Source organism: Streptomyces sp. NPDC054834 (genome assembly GCF_053611185.1).
Genome location: NZ_JBSGZV010000033.1, coordinates 1 through 18,029 on the forward strand (window position 1 = coordinate 1; position 18,029 = coordinate 18,029).

At 72.1% G+C, this 18,029-nt stretch carries 14 protein-coding genes; 8 read left to right on the plus strand and 6 right to left on the minus strand.

The window, feature by feature from the left end:
- Positions 1-774: 774 nt before the first annotated feature.
- From ACWGJM_RS33455 to ACWGJM_RS33470, 4 genes are all read left to right on the plus strand, one after another.
- The gene (locus tag ACWGJM_RS33455) at positions 775-1,881 is read left to right on the plus strand and encodes an adenosine deaminase family protein (protein WP_453415507.1); all 1,107 of its coding nucleotides are present in this window, start codon (positions 775-777) and stop codon (positions 1,879-1,881) included.
- Positions 1,882-2,016: 135 nt separating this feature from the next.
- The gene (locus ACWGJM_RS33460; protein WP_453415508.1) at positions 2,017-3,810 is read left to right on the plus strand and encodes an FAD-dependent oxidoreductase; all 1,794 of its coding nucleotides are present in this window, start codon (positions 2,017-2,019) and stop codon (positions 3,808-3,810) included.
- Between the two features lie 4 nt (positions 3,811-3,814).
- Positions 3,815-4,876 carry a maleylacetate reductase gene (locus ACWGJM_RS33465; protein WP_453415509.1) on the plus strand — a complete coding sequence of 354 codons (1,062 nt, stop codon included), beginning with the start codon at positions 3,815-3,817 and terminating at the stop codon, positions 4,874-4,876.
- Positions 4,873-5,775, plus strand: a complete 903-nt coding sequence (locus tag ACWGJM_RS33470) for an intradiol ring-cleavage dioxygenase (protein WP_453415510.1) — start codon at positions 4,873-4,875, stop codon at positions 5,773-5,775. The genes ACWGJM_RS33465 and ACWGJM_RS33470 overlap by 4 nt, the downstream gene beginning before the upstream one ends.
- A 67-nt stretch (positions 5,776-5,842) precedes the next feature.
- Here the strand turns inward: ACWGJM_RS33470 and ACWGJM_RS33475 are convergent, their stop codons facing one another.
- From ACWGJM_RS33475 to ACWGJM_RS33495, 5 genes are all read right to left on the minus strand, one after another.
- Complete coding sequence (locus tag ACWGJM_RS33475) at positions 5,843-6,775, minus strand: AraC family transcriptional regulator (protein ID WP_453415511.1); 933 nt, start codon at positions 6,773-6,775, stop codon at positions 5,843-5,845.
- A 455-nt stretch (positions 6,776-7,230) separates the two neighbouring features.
- Positions 7,231-8,226: a methylmalonyl Co-A mutase-associated GTPase MeaB gene (gene meaB / locus ACWGJM_RS33480; RefSeq protein ID WP_453415512.1), complete on the minus strand. Its 996-nt coding sequence runs from the start codon at positions 8,224-8,226 to the stop codon at positions 7,231-7,233.
- Between the two features lie 5 nt (positions 8,227-8,231).
- Positions 8,232-10,406, minus strand: coding sequence for a methylmalonyl-CoA mutase (scpA, locus tag ACWGJM_RS33485; protein ID WP_453415513.1), 2,175 nt, complete (start codon positions 10,404-10,406; stop codon positions 8,232-8,234).
- A complete protein-coding gene (locus ACWGJM_RS33490; RefSeq protein WP_453415514.1) occupies positions 10,406-12,214 on the minus strand; it encodes a methylmalonyl-CoA mutase family protein in 1,809 nt (602 codons plus the stop codon). The genes scpA and ACWGJM_RS33490 overlap by 1 nt, the downstream gene beginning before the upstream one ends.
- A gap of 84 nt (positions 12,215-12,298) precedes the next feature.
- Positions 12,299-12,799: a MarR family winged helix-turn-helix transcriptional regulator gene (locus ACWGJM_RS33495; protein ID WP_453415515.1), complete on the minus strand. Its 501-nt coding sequence runs from the start codon at positions 12,797-12,799 to the stop codon at positions 12,299-12,301.
- Positions 12,800-12,886: 87 nt separating this feature from the next.
- On the opposite strand from ACWGJM_RS33495, the gene ACWGJM_RS33500 reads away from it, so the two are divergent.
- On the plus strand, positions 12,887-13,402 hold the full coding sequence (locus tag ACWGJM_RS33500; RefSeq protein ID WP_453415516.1) for a YceI family protein: 516 nt from the start codon (positions 12,887-12,889) through the stop codon (positions 13,400-13,402).
- A 2-nt stretch (positions 13,403-13,404) separates the two neighbouring features.
- On the opposite strand, the gene ACWGJM_RS33505 is transcribed toward ACWGJM_RS33500, so the two are convergent.
- The gene (locus tag ACWGJM_RS33505; RefSeq protein ID WP_453415517.1) at positions 13,405-15,087 is read right to left on the minus strand and encodes a hypothetical protein; all 1,683 of its coding nucleotides are present in this window, start codon (positions 15,085-15,087) and stop codon (positions 13,405-13,407) included.
- A gap of 313 nt (positions 15,088-15,400) precedes the next feature.
- Here ACWGJM_RS33505 and ACWGJM_RS33510 point away from each other — a divergent pair, with 313 nt between their 5' ends.
- The 3 genes from ACWGJM_RS33510 (at position 15,401) to ACWGJM_RS33520 (ending at position 17,873) form a co-directional block, all read left to right on the plus strand.
- Positions 15,401-15,790, plus strand: coding sequence for a cell division protein SepF (locus tag ACWGJM_RS33510; RefSeq protein WP_453415518.1), 390 nt, complete (start codon positions 15,401-15,403; stop codon positions 15,788-15,790).
- A 575-nt stretch (positions 15,791-16,365) separates the two neighbouring features.
- Complete coding sequence (locus ACWGJM_RS33515; protein ID WP_453415519.1) at positions 16,366-17,535, plus strand: AAA family ATPase; 1,170 nt, start codon at positions 16,366-16,368, stop codon at positions 17,533-17,535.
- Entirely contained in the window at positions 17,532-17,873 is a 342-nt protein-coding gene (locus ACWGJM_RS33520; RefSeq protein WP_453415520.1) for a nucleotide pyrophosphohydrolase, read from the plus strand. Before ACWGJM_RS33515 ends, ACWGJM_RS33520 begins: the two co-directional genes overlap by 4 nt.
- Positions 17,874-18,029 lie beyond the last annotated feature (156 nt).

Sequence of the window (18,029 nt, forward strand, 5' to 3'; positions counted from 1 at the left end):
TACGCGGGCGACCAGGACACCCAAAACCGTTCGGGATGTCCGCAGTGACCAGGTTTGGGTCCAAGACTCACTCCTGCTCACTGATTAGGAACGGTGCCGTTCACGTGCATGCCTTTCTGGTCCGGTGGGTGCGCCCGCAGCCGTCGATGACGAGTGCGGTGCAGGAGGTCAGATTCCTTTCAGACGGACCGCGTTGGTCTTGGGGCCGAGAACGGCGACCGCCATGCTCATCAGGGCGAGCAACGCGGCGCATTGCAGGTACAGGGAGCCCGCGCCCAGCGCGTGGAGGATCGACAGGGTGCAGAAATCAGCGACTCGACCACGGTGAAACCTGGAGGCACCAGCAGACCGCAGACGAGATGCGCCCGCGGGGGTCCCGCTCGACGGACCCGCTCCAGCGGCAATCCGACGCGCACTTCTCAGCCTTGGGAGGCCGCTCGCCGCCGGCGTCCGCCGGACGCGAGCGGGACCGGCCCTTCGCGCTGCTCGTCATGGTGCCAGTGAGCAGGGCCCGGCCTTCGGGAAGGGCACGTGGGGGGCGAGCTCCGGTCTCACGGCGCCACTCGTCCCTGGCGAGAAAGAGTCGATCCATGTGGACGCGATGCCGAGAACCTCGTAGCGAAGATCTTGGTCACGGATGCGGCAGGGAACCACCAGAGGCACTTCGGCCCCGCACGGCAGTCGATGACCTCGTGGCACACCGACCGTCCGCATCCGTCGGCCGGCAGCGCGTCCGCACTGCCGAGAAGAACGACGACCGAGGTGCGTTGGCGGATGCCGAAGACGGACCTGCACTGCCATCTGATCGGCACCGTACGGTCCGAGACGTTCGCCGAACTCGCCCGGCGTCACCGGCTCGACCTTCCGGCGGCTCCCGAGACGATCTTCCGGGACGTCAACTCGCTTCCGCCGGACCCGGAACTGTACGAGAACACCCGCATCCCGGTGCCGCGCGGGCGAGCCGCCGACGAGCCGGAAGTGTCCTACTCGCTCTTCCAGGTGTCAGGGTGGGTCACCGAAGCGCTTCGGGACGCCGAGGACCTGACGCGGATCACCTACGAGGCGTTCGAGGCGGCCCACCGCACCAGTTCCGTACGCCACTTGGAGCTGTCGTTCGACGGCGTGCCGCCGCACTTGCGTTCTCTCGGCTACCGGGGCGCGGTGGAAGCGTACGCGGAGGGAGTCCGGCTGGCCGAGCGGGACTTCGGCATGAGCGGCCGGCTCATCGCCGCCGTCGACCGCAGCACCACAGCCGAGCAGGCCCTGGCGCGGGTGCGCGAGGTGGTGGACAACCCCCACGAGTACGTCGCCGGGATCGGTCTGGACAACCTGGAGACGGTCGGCCCTCCGGAGCGGTTCGCGGACGCCTTCCGGCTGGCGGGGCAGGCGGGGCTGCGCCGCACCGCGCACTCGTCCGAGCACGCGCCGGTGGCGGTCAACACCGTCACCTGCCTGGACCTGCTCGGCTGTGACCGCATCGATCACGGCTACTACGTGCTGGAGGACGACGAGGTGGTGGCCCGGTGCCGCGCCGAACGTGTGCCGTTCGTCGTCGCGTTCACCACTTCACGCCGCTCCTGGCGGCCCTGGCGCCGGGCGTCCGTCGCGGCGATGGTCGACGCCGGGCTGAATGTGATCATCGCCGACGACGACCCTGGTCTGTTCCCGACGACGCTGGCCGACGAGTACCGGATCGCCGCCGACGACCTGGGTCTGAGCCGGTCGGCGCTGCGCGCCATGTCACTCGCCGGCGTCGACGCCTGCTGGCTGCCCGACGCCGACAAGGCCGCGCTGCGGCAACGGTTCATCGCCGAGTTCGATGCGCTGGGTGCGTCCGTGGCCGACCCCGCGGACGCGCCCGGTCACCGTCCCGCGCAGTAGTGGCCCACCGATCTTCCCGGATCCGCCATGTCTTGCGGTTTCCGCCGAGAACGCGTGTGACCGCTGTCACCAGGCGTCGCCGGCCGCACAGTGAAGCCACCGGCGACGATGCCGGACGGACGAAAGGTGCCCAGGATGCCGGAATTCAACGACGGGACCGCGGAGACCGAACTCCCGGCCGGTCCGGTCATGACCACGGACGTCGTGGTCGTGGGATCCGGACCGGCGGGCGCCGCCGCGGCCCTGCTGCTCTCCACGCTCGGCGTGGACAACACCATGATCACCAAGTACCGCTGGACGGCGAACACCCCGCGGGCCCACATCACCAACCAGCGGGCCATGGAGGTCTTCCGCGACCTGGGCATCGAGGACCAGGTGCTCGCCGACGCCACGGAACACGACCTCGTCGGCGACACGGTGTTCTGCACCAGCATCGCCGGGGAGGAGATCGGCCGGATCCACACCTGGGGCACCCGCCCGGACCGCGAGGCGGACTACCGGCTCGCCTCGCCTTGTCTCACCGTTGACATCCCGCAGACCTACCTGGAACCGATCCTGGTCCGCAACGCCGCGCGGCGCGGCACCCAGGTGCGGTTCTCCACCGAGTACCTCTCCCACACGCAGGACGCCGAGGGCGTCACCGTCGACGTCCTCGACCGGCTGACGGGGAAGGCGCACCTGATCCGTGCCAAGTACCTGATCGGCGCCGACGGTGCCCGTTCCATGGTCGCCGCCGACATCGGTCTGCCCTTCGAGGGGGCGATGGACGTCGCCGGCTCGATGAACATCACGTTCAAGGCCGACCTCAGCCGTTACGTCTCCCACCGGCCCTCGGTCCTCTACTGGGTGATCCAGCCCGGCTCGAACGTCGGCGGGATCGGTGCGGGGCTGGTCCGGATGGTCCGTCCCTGGAACGAGTGGCTGATCGTGTGGGGCTACGACATCGCCGAGGAACCCCCGCAGGTCGACGAGGCGGCGGCGGTCCAGATCGTCCGCAACCTCCTCGGCATGCCCGATCTGGAGGTCGAGATCACCGGCACCAGCCTGTGGGGCAACAACGAGATGTACGCCACCCGCCTGCACAGCGGCCGGGTGTTCTGCGCGGGCGACGCCGTCCACCGGCACCCGCCGAGCAACGGCCTCGGCTCCAACACCTCGGTGCAGGACGCCTACAACCTCGTGTGGAAGCTGGCCGCCGTCCTCAAGGGCCAGGCGGATCCCACGCTGCTCGACACCTACTCCGCCGAGCGGGCGCAGGTGGCCGAGCGGATCGTGAAGCGGGCCAACAGGTCGAGCCGTGAGTTCGTGGACATCTTCAAGGCCCTCGGTGTCCTCGACGCCACGACGGAGGCCGAGATGACGGCCGCGATCGAGGAACGCAAGGCCAACACCCCCGAGGGCGCCGCCAAACGGGCCGCGCTCGTGCGCGCGATGGACCTGAAGAACTACGAGTTCAACGCGCACGGCGTCGAACTCGGCCAGTTCTACACCTCGCAGGCGATCCTCTCCGACGGCAGCGCGCCGCCTGTCCCGTTGCGCGACCCCGACCTCTTCTACGAGATGTCCACGGTGCCGGGCTCGCATCTGCCGCACGCCTGGGTCGGGGACAGCGCGCACCGGAAGGCGCTGATGGACCTGGCGCCGTACGACCGCTGGACGCTCATCACCGGCATCGCGGGCGAGGCGTGGGAGCGCGCGGCCGAGAAGGTCGGCCCGGAACTCGGTGTGCCGCTGGCCACGGTCGTCATCGGCCCGGGCCGCGAGGTCACCGACCTCTACTACGACTGGGCCAAGCTGCGCGAGGTCGAGGAGAGCGGGGTGCTGCTGGTCCGCCCTGACAAGCACATCGCCTGGCGTGCGATGACCCTGCCGGACGATCCGGAGGGCCGGCTGCGCGACGCCCTGACCGCCGTACTGGGAAGGGCCTGAGCCGGTGCGCTTCGACCATGAGACCCTGCCGCAGCGCGTCCGGTTCGCCTCCGGTGGGGCGGCCGCCGGCCTGGCCGCCGAAGTCGGGTTCCTCGGCGGCCTGCGGCCGATGGTGATCGCGGATCCGGCCGCACGCGCCGTAGCCCGCGAGATCGCGGACGGGCTGGCCGTCGTGCACTGGCACGACCGGGACGGCGATGTCGTCATGCACGTCCCGGTCGCGGTGGCCGAGCGGGCCCGTGCGGCGGCCACGGAGCACGACGTGGACGTCGTGGTCGCCGTCGGCGGCGGTTCGACGACCGGTCTCGCCAAGGCGGTCGCCCTGACCTCCGGGATCCCGGTGGTCGCGGTGCCGACCACCTACGCCGGCTCCGAGGCCACCGCGGTCTGGGGCCTGACCGAGGACGCCCGCAAGACGACCGGCACGGACCCGCGGGTGCTGCCCCGCGCCGTCGTCTACGACGCCGCTCTGACCCTGTCCCTCCCGGTCGGCATGAGCGTGGCCTCGGGGCTCAACGCCCTCGCCCACTGCGTCGACTCGATGTGGGCACCCCGTACCGACCCGATCGACCAGGCCCTGGCGGCCGAGGGGGTCCGGGCCCTGCGCACCGGACTGCCGCTGATCGCCGAGGAGCCGCAGGGGCTGGACGGCCGGGAGCGGGCGCTGTACGGCGCGTACCTCTCCGCGACCGCCTTCGCGTCCGCCGGCTCGGGACTCCACCACAAGATCTGCCACGTCCTCGGCGGCATGTTCGACCTGCCGCACGCCCAGACCCACGCCGTCGTCCTCCCCCACGTCCTCGCCTTCAACGCACCGCACGCCCCCGAGGCCGAGCGACGGCTCGCGGCGGCCTTCGACGCGCCGACGGCGACCGCCGGACTGGCCCTGCTGTACGACGAGTTGGACCCGCCGCGCGCCCTGCGCGACCTCGGTATGCCCGAGGACGGCATCGCCCCGGCGGCGGAGGCGATCGTCGCCGCCGCCCCGCCCGACAACCCGCGGGCCGTCACGCTCGGACCGGTCCTCCGGCTGGTGCGCGCGGCCTGGGAAGGAGCACGGCCATGACCAGCGAGACCCGGGCCGCCGTCCCCGCTGAGCAGCAGGCGCGGGAGGCCGAGATCACCGGGCAGGTCCTCGACTCGTTCGGCGATTGCACCGATCCACGTCTCAAGGAGGTCATGGAGGCCCTGGTGCGCCATCTGCACGCGTTCGTCCGGGAGGTGCGGCTGACGGAGGACGAGTGGAGCAAGGGGATCGAGTTCCTCACCCGGGCCGGGCACATCACCGACGACCGGCGACAGGAGTTCATCCTCCTCTCGGACGTGCTCGGTGCCTCCATGCAGACCGTCGCCGTCAACAACCAGGCGTACGGCGACGCCACCGAGGCCACCGTCTTCGGGCCCTTCTTCGTCGAGGACAGCCCGGAGATCGCGAGCGGCGGGGACCTCGCGTTCGGCGCCGCCGGTGAGCCCTGCTGGGTGGAGGGCACTGTCACCGACAGCACCGGCAAGCCGGTCCCCGGCGCGCGCGTCGAGGTGTGGGAGGCCGACGAGGACGGCTTCTACGACACGCAGTACGGTGACGACCGCACGGCCGCCCGTGGGCACCTGTTCACCGGGGCGGACGGCGGCTACCGCTTCTGGGCCCTGACCCCGACTCCGTACCCGATCCCGCACGACGGACCGGTGGGTGAGCTGCTGGCGGCGACCGGGCGTTCGCCGATGCGGGCCTCGCATCTGCACTTCATGGTCAGCGCGCCCGGCCTGCGCACCCTGGTCACGCACATCTTCGTGCGGGGCGACGAACTCCTGGAACACGACGCGGTGTTCGGCGTCAAGGAGTCCCTGGTCAAGGAATTCCGGCGGCAGCGCCCGGACACACCGGCACCCGACGGGCGGGACCTGGCGGGGCGCGCCTGGTCCCGGGTCGGGTTCGACATCGTGCTCGCACCGGACGGCGCCTGACCGCCCAGGGCGGGCGGCGGGTCAGGCTCTTCTCAGGCCGGCAGGCTCCTTCTCAGGCCGGCAGCCGTCAGCCGCCCGCCCGGGCCTCCCGCAGCACATCGGTGGCGCGCACCCCGTACCGCTCCTTGAACCGGTGCGAGAAGCGGGAGGGCGAACCGAAGCCGCAGCGCGCGGCCACCTCGGCGACGGTCGGGTTCCCGCCCCCGGCCAGCAGCGCCCGCGCTCCCTCCAGCCGGCGTGCCAGCAGGTACCGCGGGACCGTCGTACCGCCCGCCGCGAACACCCGCGACAGATGCCGCTCGCTGATCCCGATGCCCCTGGCGATCCGGGCCGCGTTGAGCCCGCTGTCGCCCAGGTGGTCCTCGGCGTAGGCCTTGGCCATCGCCAGATGCACTGCGGAGAGCGCGGCCGGTCGGCCGGTCACCACGCCGGCGAGCAGATCCAGCAGGGTGTCCTCGTCGACCGGCCGGGACGTCTCGGGGTGCACGGCGCGGCCGGCCAGCCGCGCCAGCGTCCTGGCCTGAAGGTCGCCGTCACCGAAGTCGAACACCCGGGGGCGGGCCAGTGGCTCCGGCCCGGCGATCTCCCGCCACACCTGACGTGGCACCTTCACGGCCAGCTCCTCAAGGCCCTGGGAGAAGCCACGCATGAAGGGCCGGTCCGCGTCGCACACGATCAACTGCCCCGGCCGGACCACCTGTACGCCGTCGTCGTGATAGAAGAACGCCTCTCCCACCAGCGTCAGATAACAGGCGACGGCCTCGGACGGCAGCCGCCGGACGACCGCGCGGGTACGTTCGACGACGTGGGGGTTCCCCGTCACCCGGGCCACATGCACCCTGGGGAGCTGGAGGTTGATCTCCGTCGCCTCCAAGGCCTCGTCGTCCAGCGACCGGCAGCGCAGACCGATCAACGCGGTCGCGTTGTGATGCTCCCACAGCGCGACCCGCTGGGCCTCGGGCAGTCCGATCGTGCTGAAGCGCACGGGCCCCGACAACATGCCGGTCATCATCCTCCCAGCGTATGCCCACGTACCGCACGGCGTGCCGCTGGTCAGCCGACGGCGTCTGCGCCGCCCGGTCGTCCGTTCGCCCCGCCACGCCCCGCGGGTCACCTCTCCGGCCCGCCGACGGGAAGCCTCACGGGGAGTCCACGCCCAGGACAACACCGCCGACGGACAGCGGGACCGCTACCCCGCAGGCTCTTCCAAAGGACGTGAAGGTCACGTCGAGCGCTGTGGATGCGACAGCACGGATCCCGTCGGCCGGACCTGAGACCCACAACCACAGCCCGGAGGCGTCGACGTACGGCGTCACGGTCGAGTTCACGGCCGCTGACGGGACTCGCGTGGGCCGCCAACGCCAGGCGGGTCACGCGAAGCGGCCGACCAGGTCGTGGGGCGACGTACACCGCTCGCGGGCCGGGTGCCACGTACTGCTCACGATCCGGCCGTTGTCAGGAGTCGCCGGGCGTCCCTTCGAACGCCGCCAGGATTCGTTCGGCAGCCAGCGTGGCCGTCAAGGAGCCGTCTCTGACCGCCTGTTCCAGGCCGGGCGCCATCTCGCGCACCGCGGGATCCGCCGCCAGCCGGCCGAGGAGTTCGTCGCGGACCATCGCCCAGGTCCAGTCGACCTGCTGGTCACGGCGCTTGGCTGTGAGCCGTCCGGTGGAGTCCAGCAGCGTGCGGTGCTGCTCGAGCCGCTCCCAGACGGTGTCCAGGCCGGCCGACTCACGCGCGCTGCAACTGAGCACGGGCGGCGTCCAGAAGGCGTCCTTGCCGTGCATCAGCCTGAGCGCGCCCGCCAGTTCACGGGCGGCGGCGCGGGCGTCGCGCTCGTGCGGGCCGTCCGCCTTGTTGACGGCGATCACGTCGGCCAGCTCCAGAACGCCCTTCTTGATGCCCTGCAACTGGTCGCCGGTACGGGCCAGGGTCAGCAGGAGGAAGGAGTCGACCATGTCGGCCACCGCCGTCTCCGACTGGCCCACGCCGACGGTCTCCACCAGGATCACGTCGTAGCCCGCCGCCTCCATCACGACCATGGACTCGCGGGTCGCCTTCGCCACCCCGCCCAGCGTGCCCGCGCTGGGGGAGGGCCGCACGAACGCCGCCGGGTCCACCGCCAGCCGCTCCATCCGGGTCTTGTCGCCCAGGATCGAGCCCCCGGTGCGGGTCGAGGACGGGTCCACGGCCAGCACCGCCACCCGGTGCCCCAGCGAGGTCAGCAGCGTGCCGAACGCGTCGATGAACGTCGACTTGCCCACGCCCGGCACCCCGCTGATGCCGATCCGCCGCGCCCGGCCGCTGTGCGGGAGCAGCTCGGTGAGCAACTCCTGCGCCAGCGCCCGGTGCTGCGGACGGGTGGACTCGACGAGCGTGATCGCGCGGGCCACGATCGCCCGCTTCCCGTCGAGCACACCCTTCACATACGTGTCGAGATCGATCGCTGCCATGGGGACTACAGATCGTGGCCGAGGTCGGCCGACAGCCGCTTCAGCAGGTCGTGGGCCGCGTCCGGGATCACCGTCCCGGGCAGGAACACGGCCGCCGCACCCATCTCCAGCAGCACCGGCACGTCCTGCGGCGGGATCACCCCGCCGACCACGATCGTGATGTCCTCACGGCCCTCCTCGGCGAGCTTCTCGCGCAGCGCCGGTACAAGCGTGAGGTGACCGGCGGCCAGCGAGGACACGCCGACCACGTGCACGTCCGCCTCGACCGCCTGGCGGGCGACCTCCTCCGGCGTCTGGAACAGCGGGCCGACGTCGACGTCGAAGCCGAGGTCGGCGAAGCCGGTCGCGATCACCTTCTGGCCGCGGTCGTGGCCGTCCTGGCCCATCTTGGCGACCAGGATGCGCGGCCGGCGTCCCTCGGCCTCCTCGAAGGCGTCCACCAGGGCACGGGTGCGGTCCACGTTCGGGGACTCCCCTGCTTCGTTGCGGTACACCCCGGAGATCGTACGGATCTGGCTCGCGTGCCGGCCGTACACCTTCTCCAGGGCGTCGGAGATCTCGCCCACGGTCGCCTTGGCGCGGGCCGCGTGCACGGCCAGCTCCAGCAGGTTGTCCTTGCCGTCGGCGGCCCGGGTGAGCGCGTCCAGAGCGTCCCGGCAGGCGGTCTCGTCCCGCTCCTCGCGCAGCCGGCGCAGCTTCTCGATCTGCTGGGCCCGCACCGAGGAGTTGTCGACCTTGAGGACCTCGATCTGCTCGTCGCTGTCCACGCGGTACTTGTTGACGCCGATCACCGGCTGCCGTCCGGAGTCGATCCGGGCCTGGGTGCGGGCCGCGGCCTCCTCCACGCGCAGCTTGGGGATGCCCGCGTCGATGGCCTGCGCCATGCCGCCCGCCTGCTCGACCTCCTGGATGTGCTGCCAGGCCTTGCGCGCCAGGTCGTACGTCAGCTTCTCCACGTACGCGCTGCCGCCCCACGGGTCGATGACCCGGGTGGTGCCGGACTCCTGCTGGATCAGCAGCTGCGTGTTGCGGGCGATGCGCGCCGAGAAGTCGGTGGGCAGCGCGAGGGCCTCGTCGAGGGCGTTGGTGTGCAGCGACTGGGTGTGGCCCTGGGTCGCCGCCATCGCCTCCACGCAGGTGCGCGTGACGTTGTTGAACACGTCCTGTGCGGTCAGCGACCAGCCGGAGGTCTGCGAGTGGGTGCGCAGCGAGAGGGACTTGGAGTTCTTCGGCTCGAACTGCGAGACCAGCCTGGACCACAGCAGACGGGCCGCCCTGAGCTTCGCGATCTCCATGAAGAAGTTCATGCCGATCGCCCAGAAGAAGGACAGCCGCGGCGCGAACGCGTCCACGTCCAGGCCCGCCTCCCGCCCGGCCCGGATGTACTCCACGCCGTCGGCGAGGGTGTACGCCAGCTCCAGGTCGGCCGTCGCGCCCGCCTCCTGGATGTGGTAGCCGGAGATGGAGATCGAGTTGTAACGGGGCATCCGCTGCGAGGTGTACGCGAAGATGTCGGAGATGATCCGCATCGACGGCTTCGGCGGATAGATGTAGGTGTTGCGGACCATGAACTCCTTCAGAATGTCGTTCTGAATGGTCCCGGCCAGCTTCTCGGGCGGTACGCCCTGTTCCTCCGCCGCCACGATGTACAGCGCCAGGATCGGCAGCACGGCGCCGTTCATCGTCATCGACACGGTCATCTTGTCCAGCGGGATGCCGTCGAACAGCTGCCGCATGTCGTAGATCGAGTCGATGGCCACGCCCGCCATGCCGACGTCACCGGTCACGCGCGGGTGGTCGCTGTCGTAACCCCGGTGCGTGGGCAGGTCGAAGGCGACCGACAGGCCCTTCTGACCGGCCGCCAGGTTGCGCCGGTAGAACGCGTTGGACTCCTCGGCGGTGGAGAAGCCCGCGTACTGGCGGATCGTCCAGGGCTGGTTGACGTACATCGTCGGGTACGGGCCGCGCAGATACGGGGCGATGCCCGGGTACGTCTCCAGGAAGTCCAGGCCCTCCAGGTCACGCCCGGTGTACAGCGGCTTGACCCCGATGCCCTCCGGGGTCTCCCACAGCGGCTCTTCGCTCCCGGTCGCCCGCTTGACGGCCGTACGCCACTCCTCGGCACTGCCGCCGGCGACGGGTGTCCCCAGCTCGATGCCGGAGAAGTCGGGGATTCCCATCAGGACACTCCCATGCGGTCCAGGGTCGCGGACAGGACGGTGACGGCGTCGCAGCCCGCGAAGACATAACTGTCGACGCCCGCGTACTCGGCGGGGCGGCCCGCGAGGAACACGTGCCGGGCGCCGGAGGCCTTGAGGAACTCGGCGGCCTGCTCGGCCTGCTCCCCGTACAGCGCGTCACTGGAGCACAGCACGGCCTCGGTGGCGCCGCTGTCCTCGAAGCGGCCTTCGGTGACCGGCTCGATGCCGCCCGCCTGGAAGAGGTTGGCGGCGAAGGTCGAGCGCGCGGTGTACGCGGCGGCCGGTCCGATCGTGGCGAGGAAGATCCGGGGGCGGGCGCCGGTCGCCGCGAGGTGGGCGTCCGAGCGGGCGCGCAGGGTTTCGTACGCCTCGTCGCGGCGCACCCGCGGCAGCCCGCCGGACGGCGGCTCGGGGGCGGGCTCGCGCTCCACCGGCTTCTCCGCCAGGAGCGGGAACTCGCTGACGCCGGTGATGGGTTCGCGCCGCTTGGCCAGCTTCTTGGAGCGCTCCGCCCAGGTCGTCGCCAGGTCCGTGCGGATCCGGCCGGAGCGCAGGGCGGCCGCCGGGCCGCCGTCGCCCTCGATCGAACGGAAGTACTTCCAGCTCGCCTCGGCGAGTTCGTCGGTCAGCCGCTCCACGTACCAGGAGCCGCCCGCCGGGTCGATCACCCGGGCCAGGTGCGACTCCTCGACCAGGATCGTGGAGGTGTTGCGCGCGATACGGCGGGCGAACGCGTCCGGCAGGCCGAGGTCGTGGTCGAACGGCAGCACGGTGACGGCGTCCGCGCCGCCGACCCCGGCGGCCAGCGTGGCCACCGTCGTGCGCAGCATGTTCACCCACGGGTCGCGGCGGGTCATCATCACCGGCGAGGTCACGGCGTGCTGCACCTGCGCGCCCGCGCCCGGCGCCCCGCACACCTCGGCCACCCGCGCCCACAGCCGGCGTGCCGCGCGCAGCTTGGCGATCGTCAGGAACTGGTCGGCGGTGGCCGCGTACCGGAACTCCAGCTGTCCCGCGGCCTGTTCCACGGTGAGGCCCGCCTCGGTGAGCTCCCGCAGGTAGGCCACGCCGGTGGCCAGGGACAGGCCCAGCTCCTGCGCGGCCGAGCCGCCCGCCTCGTGGTACGGCAGCGCGTCCACGGTCAGCGCGCGGAGCCCGGGGTACGACTCGGCGCAGCGCGCGGCGAGCGCGGCGACCGGCGCGAAGTCCAGGGACGAGCCGGTGCGGGCCCGGTACCCGAGCGGGTCGGCGCCGAGGCTGCCGCGCACCGCCTTGGGGTCCACGCCCCGCTCCTCGTACAGCCGCAGCAGTGCCTCGGCCGCGGCCTCCACGTCCCGGCCCGCGTCGAGCACGACCGGCGCCAGGTCGAGGTAGACGCCGTCGAGCACGCGGCCGAGCGAGGCCACCGGGATTCCGCCCTCGCCCACCACGAGCCAGAGCGAGGTGACGCCGTTCTCCAGGTCGGTCAGGACCGCGCCGTCCTCGGCCGCCGCGTGCCGTTGGCGCACGTCCCAGCCGCCCCCGGTGTTGCCTTCGGGGCGGCCGCCGCGTACGAACGGGGCGAAACCGGGCAGGCCGGGATCGGGCGCGGCATCGCGCGCCGTGTACAGGGGCCGGGTGCGCAGCCCGTCCTCCAGCGTCGTGGACAGAGCGTCCTCAGCTGCCGCGCCCGAGACTTCCTTGCCCGACTTGCGCAGCACACCCTCGACCAGGCGTTGCCACTGCTCGTGTGTCGCGTCAGGGAACTCGGCGGCCAGTGAGAGCCCGTCGTCAGGCAGGACCGTCATGCTCGGATGCTAGGGCAGGGCGCTCAAGTGGTAGCAGAGCGGGGGCTGTGACGTTTCCCTCGCGGCGGCTGTGACCTGCGCCTCTCAGCCCCCGGAGGGGTCGTCCTCGAGGTCCGGGACCAGCGCGCACATGGCCGCGCGCTGGTCGGTGCCCATGGAGTCGGCGAGGGCCTGTCTCACGGTCCCGGCCAGCAGGGTGGAGGTCTCCCGCAGCCGTTCGCGGGCCTTCTCGGTGAGGGCGACCTCGACGCCCCGCTTGTCGCCGCAGACGGACTTGCGCGTGACCAGGCCGGCGTGCTGGAGGCAGGCGATCTGGTAGGTCAGCCGGGTCTTCGGGCGGCCCAGGAGGTCGGCCACCCGGGTCATGCGCAGGCCGCCGGGCTGCTCGGCCAGCAGGCACAGGATCAGGAACTCGTCGTGGGAGACGTCGAGGGTGTCCTTCACGACGGTGCGCAGGCGCTGTTCCACCGTGCCGGTCGCGGCCAGCAGGACCATCCAGGCGCGCAGCTCCGGCGGGAGTAGTCCGGTGCCGGTCATGGACGGACATTCGGGCTGGTCGGCGGGGTGCTCGGCGGAGGCTGCCATGCTTTTGAGTCTACCTGTTGTTCAAATTTGGATGAGGGGCTAGCGTGGTGTCATCCAAATTTGAATCACTGTATGGGGAGTACGACCATGACCGTCGCCGTGGAAACAGGCCTCTGGCAGCTCGACCCGACCGCCTCCGCCGTGGCCGTACGGCACAAGACCTTCTGGGGCCTGGTCACCGTCAAGGGAACCTTCGCCGCCGTCGCCGGCCGGGGTGAGGTCGCGGCCGACGGCTCCGCCACCGGGACCGTCACCCTGGACGCCGCTTCCCTCGACACCGGGAACGCCAAACGCGACACCCACCTGCGCTCCGCCGACTTCTTCGACGCCGACCACCACCCGGAGGTCACCTTCGCCGTGCGCGGCGCCGAACTCCGCGCCGGCGACACCGCGCACGTCACCGGTCAGCTGACGGTCCGCGGCATCAGCCGGCCGCAGACCCTCACCGCCCGCCTGACGGGCGTGGCCGCCGACGCGCTCACGCTGGAGGCCGAGTTCACCGTGGACCGCGACCAGTTCGGCATGGAGTGGAACCAGCTGGGCATGATGCGCGGCCTGACCACGGTGACCGCCACGCTCCGGTTCATCCGCGCCGGGGCCTGACCTCAGCCCGCGCGGCGGGCCCCGGTGAGCCGCACGTCCTGGCTGGTCAGGGTCTGCGGGCTCGCCGTGAACGCGCGCAGCCGGATCCGGACGTTCGGGCGGGGCAGGGGGAACCGTCCGCCGGGCGCCCGGAGTTCGACCGTCGCCGTGGAGTGCGCGGGGATCGTGGCCGGGCCTCCTGTCTGCGACCAGTACCTGCTCATCCCCTGCCCCGTGGTGAACATGAAGTGCGGGGTGAGGGCGCCGTCCGCCGTGTTGGTCACCCGCACGGTCACCGCCGACACCGCGCGCGCCGAGGCCCGGTGCACCGAGGCGAGCTCCATCCGCAGCGGAGGCGTGCCCGTCACCGCCATGGCCGCGCTCGCCAGTGCCGGGGTGAGCAGCAGGGCGGCCGCGGCGACCCGGGTGGGGCGCCGCTGCGGCCCTGACAGCGGCCGGGGCCAGGGCTGCCAGGCGCGCGCGAAGTCCGACAGGGGCACGGTGACAGCCGCCGCCAGCCACAGCGGGGTCATCATCAGGTAGTAGCCGTCCTGCGAGCGGGTCGCCAGGTAGAAGGCGCACCAGGGCAGGACCGTCGCCGCCGGGCCCAGCCGCCTGATGAACAGCACGAACAGTGCGAGCAGGGCCGCCGCCAGCAGCATGCTCGCGTAGCCGTACCAGTCCAGCCGGTCGCTGCCGTCGGTGAAGTACAGCGAGACGCCCACCAGGCCCTGCCCGTGCAGCACCGCGCCCTGTGTCAGCGGCAGCGCGATACCGGACAGCCAGCTGCCCGGCTCGTGCACGATGAAGTACGTGTTGATCAGCAGCCAGACCGTGGCCGCGACCCCGGCGATGCGCAGCAGCACCAGCGCCGCCGCCCGGGCGCCCAGTTCGCCGCGGCGCACCGCGTAGATCCCGGCCAGCAGGAACGGCGCGACGAACCAGGGCAGTTGCTGCGCCGCGCACGCGGCTCCCAGGCACGCGGCCCGCGCGATCCCCGCCGTGCCGAGCCGTCCGCCCCGCCCGATGTGGGGCCAGCGCACCACGACCGGGATGAGCAGGGCCAGGCCCATGATCGCCGGGTAGCCGACCCGGGCGTACGTCGGCAGGAAGCCGAAGCCCAGACAGGCCATCGTCGCCGCCGACCGCCACGGCACCGGCAGCATGCGCCACAGCACGACCGTGCCGGCGATCAGCGCGCCGGTGCTCGCGGCCGTCGCGGCGGAACCGGCGTGCCCCAGCCACAGCAGCGGCGCGGTCAGCAGCGGGGCCAGCGGGGGATAGCCGTACGTGTAGTCGTAGCCGCCGTCCATGGTCGGGGTCAGGGCGACGCCGTGGCCGAAGAGCCAGGGCCAGGGCCGGCCGTAGACCTGGTGCCCGTGCACCAGTTCCTTGGCGGCCTGCGTGGTCAGGGCCGCCTCGTCGCCGCCGTTGTGGTTCAGCGCCCAGGTGCACACGGTGAGCGTCACCGCCGTCACCAGCACCAGCAGGTCCAGGCGGGCCAGTGAGCGGGCCCGGCGGACCGTCAGCGCGAGCACGCCGGTCACCAGGATCGAGGCATAGCAAAGGGAGATGGCGGCCGCGAGGACCAGGCGGTGCGTGGCTGCCTGCGTCCACACCGCCCGGGTGCCGATGAAGAGGCTGACATCGGCCAGGACGGTCAGTACGCGGTGCCACTGCGCGGGTGAGTCCAGGACGGCGGACACCGCCGACTGTGTCCGCCGGCTGGGTGTCACTCGTTGTGTTTCTGCCAAGTGCACGAGACCGGACGCTAATGGGGGGCGGTGAGCGGGGCGCGGGCGGAGGTGAAGAGTCCGGTGTGAGGGCGGTAAGAAGCCCTGATCCGGCAGGAATCGGTGGAGTTCTACGCCGACCGGTGATGTCGTACATATCTTATCTTTGAGCGCAAAGAAACGGGTGAGGCGGTCGCGCTTCGTGTCGCTGTTGGGCCGAACGGGTGACTTGGCGTAAGAATTGACCGGTGCAGGCAACGAGTGCGAGTCAGGTCGGGGGGAGCCGGTGAACCGATACGACGTCACCGATGAACAGTGGGAAGGGCTCGCCCAGGTCGTGCCGCTGCGGGGCCGTGACGCCTGGCCGTCCGCGGTGAACCACCGCTCGCTGCCGGACGCGGAGACCGAGACCCGCCGCCGGTTCGTGGTGCTGCGGGTCAATGTGTTCGCCGACGCCCGCGACGTGGCCGAGACGATCATGGCGGGCGCCCCCGTGCTGCTCGACCTGTCGGGCGCCGAGACCGAGGTCGCCAAGCGCGTCCTGGACTTCAGTACCGGGGTCGTCTTCGGCCTGGGCAGCGGGATGCACCGAGTCGACCGGAACGTCTTCCTGCTCACCCCGCCCGGTACCGAGGTCAGCGGGCTCATGGAGGGCGCGGGCGCGTCGGGCACGTGAGCCCGGCCGGCGGTCGCGGGCGGGCCCGGTCCCCCGATCGTAGGAAGGTCCGCGGGAGGGAACGGTTCGCCGTACCCGCGCAGTCCTACGGTCCGGACATGCCCGTATCGCAGTCGCCGTCAGCATCGCCGCCGTCCGTACCACCGTCATCCGCGTCGTCGGCACCCGTGCCGTCCGCCTCGGTCCCGCCGTCCGGGAGCGCCGCTCCCGAACCGCGGACCGGGGCACCCCGGTCCGCCGAGCCCGGCAGCCGCGAATCACCGACGGGACCGGCAGGCGCCGCCGAGCCGGAGCCGTCGTCGGTGTCTGTCCGGGCTGCCGAGCCGGAGCCGTCATCCGCGTCGTCGGCACCCGTGCCGTCCGCCTCGGTCCCGCCGTCCGGGAGCGTCGCTTCCGACCCGCGGACCGGGGCACCCCGGTCCGCCGAGCCCGGCAGGCCCGGCGCCGCCGAGCCGGAGTCCGCCGGGGCCCGGCCGCAGGGCTCGCCGGCCGTTGACCGGGCCGGATCCGTTCCGTCGGGTCCTGCCGCCGGGGCCGGTGGGCCCGAATCGCCGCCGGGGGCCGTCCGGACCGCCGTGAGCGGCCGGCCGGTCCCGGTGCCGGGATCCGTCCCGTCCGCCGGGTCGTCCGCGTGGGAGCGGCCGCGGATCACCGAGTTGCGGCTCTCCGCGTTCGCCGGGCACCGGCGGGCCGGGTTTCCGCTCGGGCCGCTCACCCTGTTCGCCGGGCCGAGCGGCAGCGGGAAGTCGACGGCGCTCCAGGCGTACGAGGCGCTGGCCCGGCTCGGGGGCGGCGCCGAGCTCGCGGAGGCGTTCCGGGACCCGGTCGCCTGCGTGCCGGAGCGCGCCCGGCCCGATGCCCAGCGGCGCCGCGGCTTCCGTATCGGCTGTACGGCCGACGGTGCCGAGGGCCCGGTCCGGCTCGACGTCGCGGTGCAGGCGGAGCCGGAGTTGCGCATCGTGGGCGAGCGGTTGACGGCGGGCGGGCTGGTGCTGCTCGAGACGGCCCTGCGCGACCCGGGCCGCAGGACGGTGCAGGCCGCCTGGCACACGGCCGGCTCGTCACCGGTGACCCGCGCCCCGCTCCCCGACGACCGGCTCGGTACCCCGCTCCTCCCGCTGCGGGTGGCCGGCAAGACGGACGGGCAGCGCCAGGTGCTCGCCGCCGCCGAGCAGATGGTCGTCGCCCTCCGCTCGGTCTTCGCCTGCGATCCCCGGCCCGACGGGATGCGCGCCGCCGTCCCCATGGGCTCCGGACGGCTCCTGTCCGGCTGCGGCAATCTCGCCGACGTCCTGTGGCGCACCCGCGCGGAGTGCGGCCGACGGCACGCGCAGCTGGTCGCGTCGGTGCGCGCCGGCTGCGCGGGCCCCCTCGCCGACCTGCTGGCCGAACCGCTGGGCGACGGAACCGTACGCGCGGTGCTCGACCGGGGCGACGGCATCCGTACGGCCCTCGGGCGGCTCGGCGACGGTGAACTCCGGTACCTGGCGCTGGCCCTGGTCCTGCTCACCGGCCCGAGCGTGCTGGACGTCGACCCGCCCGGCGAGGTCCCCGCGGCGCTGCGCTCGCTCACCGTCCTCGCCGACGGTCTGGACCGGGCGCTGGACTCCCGGCAGCGGGCGGAGCTGCTGCGGCTGGCGGCGTGGACCTGCGGGGCCGGACACATCCGGCTCCTCGGGACGGTCGGGGACGCCTCGTGGACCGCCGGGGCGGAGGGCGTGACGGTGGTACATCTGAAGCCGTGACAGAACCCCTGGACCTGGCGAAACTACAGCGCCGGCTGGCCGAGTTCGCGGCGGCCCGCAACTGGCAGCCCTACCACACCCCCAAGAACCTCGTGGCCGCCCTCAGCGTGGAGGCCTCCGAACTGGTCGAGATCTTTCAGTGGCTGACGCCCGAGGAGTCGGCCCGCGTCATGGACGACCCCGGCACCGCGCACCGCGTCACGGACGAGGTCGCCGACGTGCTCGCCTATCTGCTCCAGCTGTGCGAGGTGCTCGGCATCGACCCGCTGGCCGCGCTGGACGCCAAGATCGACCGGAACGAGGGGAGGTTCCCGGTGCCGGGGGACGGGGACGCGTAGCACTCCTGCGGAAGACCCCTGCTGAAGATCGCTCTCCGCTATTACTCTACGGAGTCAAAAAGCTCGCCGAATCCGAATTGTTGTCCAGGAATTTCCGTCTTCCTCTGGCTTCACGTCTCACACGCCCTCACTCTGGGTAGTGAACAAGGTGAGTTC

Bases quoted from the DNA above. Each gene is read 5' to 3' on its own strand.
- ACWGJM_RS33455 (WP_453415507.1), top strand. From the start codon at position 775: ATGCCGAAGACGGACCTGCACTGCCATCTGATCGGCACCGTACGGTCC.
- ACWGJM_RS33470 (WP_453415510.1), top strand. From the start codon at position 4,873: ATGACCAGCGAGACCCGGGCCGCCGTCCCCGCTGAGCAGCAGGCGCGG.
- meaB (WP_453415512.1), bottom strand. From the start codon at position 8,226: ATGGCAGCGATCGATCTCGACACGTATGTGAAGGGTGTGCTCGACGGG.
- ACWGJM_RS33475 (WP_453415511.1), bottom strand. From the start codon at position 6,775: ATGTTGTCGGGGCCCGTGCGCTTCAGCACGATCGGACTGCCCGAGGCC.
- ACWGJM_RS33460 (WP_453415508.1), top strand. From the start codon at position 2,017: ATGCCGGAATTCAACGACGGGACCGCGGAGACCGAACTCCCGGCCGGT.
- scpA (WP_453415513.1), bottom strand. From the start codon at position 10,406: ATGGGAATCCCCGACTTCTCCGGCATCGAGCTGGGGACACCCGTCGCC.
- ACWGJM_RS33495 (WP_453415515.1), bottom strand. From the start codon at position 12,799: ATGGCAGCCTCCGCCGAGCACCCCGCCGACCAGCCCGAATGTCCGTCC.
- ACWGJM_RS33500 (WP_453415516.1), top strand. From the start codon at position 12,887: ATGACCGTCGCCGTGGAAACAGGCCTCTGGCAGCTCGACCCGACCGCC.
- ACWGJM_RS33490 (WP_453415514.1), bottom strand. From the start codon at position 12,214: ATGACGGTCCTGCCTGACGACGGGCTCTCACTGGCCGCCGAGTTCCCT.